General features: G+C 66.2%; 7 protein-coding genes, 1 tRNA gene and 1 pseudogene. 6 read left to right on the top strand and 3 right to left on the bottom strand.

Annotation, left to right across the window (positions count from 1 at the left end):
* The 3 genes and pseudogenes from AC2VON_RS10385 to AC2VON_RS10375 form a co-directional block, all read left to right on the top strand.
* A partial coding sequence (locus tag AC2VON_RS10385) for a cytochrome P450 (protein WP_486952880.1) occupies positions 1–644 on the top strand: 644 nt, incomplete at its 5' end.
* Positions 645–715: 71 nt separating this feature from the next.
* Positions 716–1,168, top strand: a complete 453-nt coding sequence (locus AC2VON_RS10380) for a lipoprotein LpqH (protein ID WP_486952879.1) — start codon at positions 716–718, stop codon at positions 1,166–1,168.
* A gap of 7 nt (positions 1,169–1,175) precedes the next feature.
* Positions 1,176–1,334: pseudogene (locus tag AC2VON_RS10375) on the top strand (type II toxin-antitoxin system RelE/ParE family toxin); the annotation flags it as partial.
* A gap of 55 nt (positions 1,335–1,389) precedes the next feature.
* On the opposite strand, the gene AC2VON_RS10370 reads toward AC2VON_RS10375, so the two are convergent.
* A tRNA-Leu gene (locus AC2VON_RS10370) sits at positions 1,390–1,473 on the bottom strand.
* Between the two features lie 419 nt (positions 1,474–1,892).
* Between AC2VON_RS10370 and AC2VON_RS10365 the strand changes: the two genes are divergently transcribed.
* The 3 genes from AC2VON_RS10365 to AC2VON_RS10355 are packed head-to-tail and all read left to right on the top strand — an operon-like array spanning position 1,893 to position 3,932.
* Positions 1,893–3,170 carry a PPE family protein gene (locus AC2VON_RS10365; protein ID WP_486952882.1) on the top strand — a complete coding sequence of 426 codons (1,278 nt, stop codon included), beginning with the start codon at positions 1,893–1,895 and terminating at the stop codon, positions 3,168–3,170.
* 19 nt (positions 3,171–3,189) lie between these two features.
* On the top strand, positions 3,190–3,582 hold the full coding sequence (locus AC2VON_RS10360; protein ID WP_486952878.1) for a hypothetical protein: 393 nt from the start codon (positions 3,190–3,192) through the stop codon (positions 3,580–3,582).
* Positions 3,579–3,932, top strand: coding sequence for a DUF3817 domain-containing protein (locus AC2VON_RS10355; RefSeq protein ID WP_486952877.1), 354 nt, complete (start codon positions 3,579–3,581; stop codon positions 3,930–3,932). Before AC2VON_RS10360 ends, AC2VON_RS10355 begins: the two co-directional genes overlap by 4 nt.
* Positions 3,933–3,947: 15 nt before the next feature.
* Here the strand turns inward: AC2VON_RS10355 and AC2VON_RS10350 are convergent, their stop codons facing one another.
* Together AC2VON_RS10350 and rph are read right to left on the bottom strand one after the other, a co-directional pair.
* Entirely contained in the window at positions 3,948–4,565 is a 618-nt protein-coding gene (locus tag AC2VON_RS10350) for a non-canonical purine NTP pyrophosphatase (RefSeq protein ID WP_486952881.1), read from the bottom strand.
* On the bottom strand, positions 4,562–5,278 hold a 717-nt coding region (gene rph / locus AC2VON_RS10345; protein WP_486952876.1), incomplete at its 5' end, for a ribonuclease PH. The genes AC2VON_RS10350 and rph, both read right to left, overlap by 4 nt.

Here is a 5,278-nt window from a genome sequence, read left to right as displayed (position 1 = left end):
TCGCGTTGCAAGCCTACTTCCTCAACCAGGTCGAACAGCGCCGCCGCACAATGACCAACGACATCATCGGTGACCTGGTCAGCGCTGAGATCGACGGCGAGAAGCTGACCGACGACGCCATTATCTCGTTTTTACGGTTGCTGCTGCCGGCCGGCCTGGAAACCACCTACCGCTCGTCGGGAAACCTGCTGTACCTGCTGCTCAATCACCCCGAGCAGCTGGCGATGGTCTACCAGGACCGCACCCTGATACCCGCCGCGTTCGAAGAGGGCCTGCGCTATGAAACGCCGCTCACCACGGTGGTGCGTACCACAACGCGGGACGTCGAAATCGGCGGCAGGACAATCCCGAAGGATGCGCAGGTCGACTTGTGCATGGGCTCGGCCAACCACGACGAAAGTCGCTGGACCGATCCCGACGTATTCGACATCACCCGGGAACGCAAGGCGCACATGGCCTTCGGCGCCGGTGAGCACATGTGCCTGGGTATGCATCTGGCGAGGCTGGAAACCCAGGTCATGTTCGACACTCTGTTCGACCGAGTCACCGACCTGGCGCTTGCTCCGGACAGCGACGCCGAGATCGTCGGACTGACCTTCCGCTCACCCAACCGACTGCCGGTCACCTTCAGGCCGGTGTCCTGAAAAGCCGGACAGCGGACCGAGCCGGGCGATACCGTCTTGACGACATCAACGACGTCTATCCCGAGGCAGCATTGAGCACAGCTGACATGCCGCTGCGGCGCCGGTACGCCACCGCCGCGGCAATCGCGGTGGCGTTGGTTGCGGGGTGCACTGGGTGCGGCGCGGGCACGGCCGAAGTCCCGCAGAAGTCCGCCCAGGTCACCGTCAACGGCCAAACCCGCACCTCGCATGCTGTCGTCTGCACGCAGGTTGACTGGATGTTGAGCGTCGACATCACCGACGGCTCGGCGCAGATCCGTACGGTGCTGCGGCTCGAGCCCGACAAACCGAAGCTGGAATCGGTCAATATCAATGATTTCAACGGCTTCACCGGCCTCGTCGACGGCGGCGCCGGCGGCGCCGGCAAGGCGGAGGCGACGTTCGCCGCGGGCACGTATCACATCGTCGGCACCGCTGAACGCACCAACCTCGACAATCCCGCCGAGCCCAGTAATGCGGGCTTCACGATCGATGTGACCTGCTGACCTTTAAGTGCGTGTGGAATCGGTAACACGCAAGATCCCCGTCCAGCAGGAGCACGTCCTCTGCGGGATCGACCGGGTCTGCGGGGTGGGTGTCGGCAACTACCGCATCATTTACACCGTGCACGACGACGTCCTACTCGTCGTGGTCGTGAGACTCGGACACCGTCGCGACATCTATGAACGGCAGCGAGCTGCTCGCCACACGTCGGGCGTCGTGTCGGTGCGGGCGGAGGGACTCGAACCCTCACGCTCTTTCGAGCACGGGCACCTAAAGCCCGCGCGGCTACCAATTACGCCACGCCCGCAAGCTCGATGATCATACCGCTTTAACCGGAATCCATAGATGGACCGGTGATTTGGGCCGACGTCGCCGAAACCCCGAGGCAGCATCATTGAAATTGGAACCAGGCCACCAGCTAGGTTTTGTGAATTTCGGCGACCCTGACCTTCCCAACGGTGGCACGCTGGCGCGTTTCGACGATCCAGACCTGCCCGGCAGTCTGACGCCAGACGATCTGCCCGGTAGCGTGGGTAACCGCGGGTAATTGCATGGCCGTGAACGGTCAGCGTTCACGCCGGATGGGTAACCACCGCCTCAAATGCGACGAAGACCGGGACAGAGACAACCTCATGTTTCCGGAGGGGCCAGAAGGTGAACCCACGAGCGAGCCTTGGTCGCTACCCGTCAAGAAAAAAGTAAGGAGATGAAGCGATGACTAACACCATGGACTTCGGGGCGCTACCGCCGGAAGTCAACTCCGCGCACATCTACGCCGGTCCCGGGTCGGGACCGATGATGGCCGCCGCGTCGGCTTGGGATGGGCTCGCCGCCGAGTTGGATTTGACAGCGACTGCTTACCAATCCGTCATCTCCGATCTGACCAGCGAAGGATGGGTGGGCCCAGCATCGAGATCGATGGCCACCGCAGCCGCCCCCTACATCGAGTGGATGTCTATCACAGCCGCTCAGGTGGAGCGGGTTGCCAACCAGGCCAGGTCTGCCGCGGCTGCCTACGAGACCGCGTTTGCCGAGCACGTTCCGCCAGCGGTGATCGCGGCCAACCGCACCCAACTGGCGTCGCTGATCGCGACAAACGTTTTGGGCCAAAACACCCCGGCGATCGCTGCTACCGAGGCCGAGTACGGCCAAATGTGGGTCCAAGACGGCGCCGCGATGTACCAGTATGCTGGCTCGTCGGCAACGGCCTCGGATCCCAAGCCGTTCACCCAGCCCCCGCAGACCACCAACCCAGCTGGGCAAGCCAGCCAAGCCGCCGCGACCACCCAGGCTTCGAGCAACGCCATTGGCAACGTGGGCAACAAGCTATCTCAGCTGAATTCGGCGCTGCACCAACTCTCATCGCCGCTAGGATCCGCGTCATCGACAACGACTGGATCGTCGAGCGTCGTCGCACCGGGGTCCGACAGCTTAACGCGGGGGCTTCCCGGGCTACTGAATGCGCTGGACGGGGGGACACATGACTCCATAGGCACCTTCTTGACCGACGCAGGAGACACCGGATTTCCGGCTGCGACCATGAGTGGATTCGTGTCGGCCGGCGACGTGGGACTTATTGGCCCGATCGGAGCCAGTGCTGTTAGTGCGCTGAGCCACGGGACTGGCCTGGCCTCGGCAGTTCAGGCGGGGCCTGTCCCGGGGGGATCATCTGTGTTGGCGTCGACGGTTGCACCCGTGCCAGTAGATGGCCTTGGGGGGGCGACGGTGTCGGCAGGGATGAGCCGAGCCAGTTTGGTCGGGGCGTTGTCGGTGCCACAGGGCTGGCCTGCAATCACCCCGACGAACGTGGTGAGTCCGATCACCCCCGCAATGCCCGGCGCCGGCGTGGGTGCCGGCCCGGAGGCCTCGGCCAGTATGCCCGGCATGCCTGGCGTGCCCGGGATGCCGACGCCGGGTGCGGGCGAACGCGGCTCTGTCTTCGGTTTCGGGGTGCCCCGATACGGGTTTCGGCCCACCGTGATGCCGAAAACCATTGTCGGGTAACGAGCGGTACGGTCGAGGGGTGTCCACTACACGGCGTCGGAGGCCCGCACTGCTCGTGCTGGTGATCGTCGCCACCTGCGGTTTCCTGGCCTTGGGCTGGTGGCAGTGGACGCGGTTTGAGTCGGCGTCGGGCACGTTCCAAAACCTGGGCTACGCGCTGCAGTGGCCGCTGTTCGCCGGGTTCTGCGTGTACGCCTACCGCAAGTTTGTCCGCTACGAAGAGACACCGCCGGAGCCGTCGCAGCGCGTGACCGAGATACCCCCGGGCCTGCTGCCCGAGCGACCCAAGCCCGCATCCCCGCCACCCAATGATCTCGCGCTGGCCGAGTACAACGCCTACCTGGCCTACCTGGCCTACCTGGCCGAACGCGCCGAGTCAGATAACGACAGAAAGAACAGGACCACCGCATGACCACCCCCGAAACACCCGCACCCACCCCCACTACCACGACGTCGGTCGAGAAGATCCGCACGGCCCTGCTCGGCTACCGCGTGATGGCGTGGGCGACCGGCATCTGGCTGCTGCTGCTGTGCGGCGAACTCGTCGCGCACTACGTGTTCCACAACGGAATCAGATGGGTCGCGATGGTGCACGGCTGGGTGTACTTCGCCTACGTGCTGGCCGCATTCAACCTCGCGATCAAGGCCCGCTGGCCGATCGGCAAGACCATCGGCGTGCTGGTGTCGGGCACCATTCCGGTGCTCGGAATCGTCGTCGAGCACTACCAGACCCGAAACGTCAAGGCCCAGTTCGCGCTGTAGCTGCCGGCTGTGCGGTCAGACGAGCCGGCGCAGTGCTGGCACCAGCAGCGCCAGTGCCCGGCCGCGGTGTGAGGCCGCGTCTTTCTCCGCCGGGCTGAGCTGCGCCGCGGTGCGGCCGCCAATATCCGGGCCGTCCGGGATGAACACCGGGTCGTATCCGAACCCGTTGGCGCCGTGTGGCTCTCGCGAGATGCTGCCCGGCCACTCGCCGCGCACCACAACTTCACCGGCCGCGCCCGGCCCCCAGACCAGCGCGCATGCCGACACGAACGTCGCGCCGCGGCGCGCCTCGGGCAAGTCGCGCAACTGGGCCAGCAGCAGAACATTGTTCGCGGCGTCGTCGCCGTGTACGCCGGCCCAGCGCGCCGACAGCACCCCGGGCATGCCGTTCAACGCCGCCACCGCCAGCCCCGAATCGTCGGCGACACACGCCAACCCGGTCGCGGTGAACCCGTCACGCGCCTTGGCCAGCGCGTTGTCCTCGAAGGTCGCACCGGTCTCCGGTGCCTCGTCGTAGGGCGTCACCTCGTCCAGTGACACCAGCCGAAGCCCCGACACCCCGGCATCGGCGAGCACCCGGTTCAGCTCGGCCAGCTTCTCGGGGTTGCGGCTGGCCACCAACAGGTCAGTCAGCTTCCGAACGCTTTCTTCGGCGCGGGCCCTTCGGGCAGCACACCCGGATACGGCAGCGCCAGCGCGTCGCGCTGCACGGCGAACAGCTGCCCGCAAGCACCCAGCGCCGCATCGAGCAGCTTGTCCAGCGTGGACCGCGGGAACGTCGCACCCTCGCCGGTGCCCTGGATCTCCACCAGAGTTCCGGTGTCCGTGGCGACGACGTTCATGTCGACTTCCGCGCGGGAGTCCTCCTCGTAGGGCAGGTCGACCCGGACCCGGCCGTCGACCACGCCAACGCTGACCGCGGCGATCGCACACGACAGCGGCCGTGGATCCGACAGCTTGCCGGCGGCGGAGAGATAGGTGACAGCGTCGGCCAGGGCTACATAGGCGCCGGTGATCGCCGCGGTCCGGGTGCCGCCGTCGGCCTGCAGCACGTCGCAGTCGACGGCGATGGTGTTCTCCCCGAGCGCCGCCAGGTCGACGCAGGCGCGCAGCGACCGGCCGACCAGCCGGCTGATCTCCTGCGTGCGCCCCCCGACGCGACCCTTCACCGACTCCCGGTCCGAACGAGTGTGGGTGGCCGCCGGCAGCATCGCGTACTCCGCGGTCAACCAGCCCCGACCCGACCCCTTGCGCCAGCGCGGCACCCCGTCGACGACGCTGGCCGTGCACATCACCCTGGTGTTGCCGAATTCGACCAGCACCGAACCGGCCGGATGCGAGGTGAA

The sequence above is a fragment of the Mycobacterium sp. TH-M82 genome, assembly GCF_057473605.1.
This window is presented reverse-complemented; position numbering and strand designations above follow the sequence as displayed.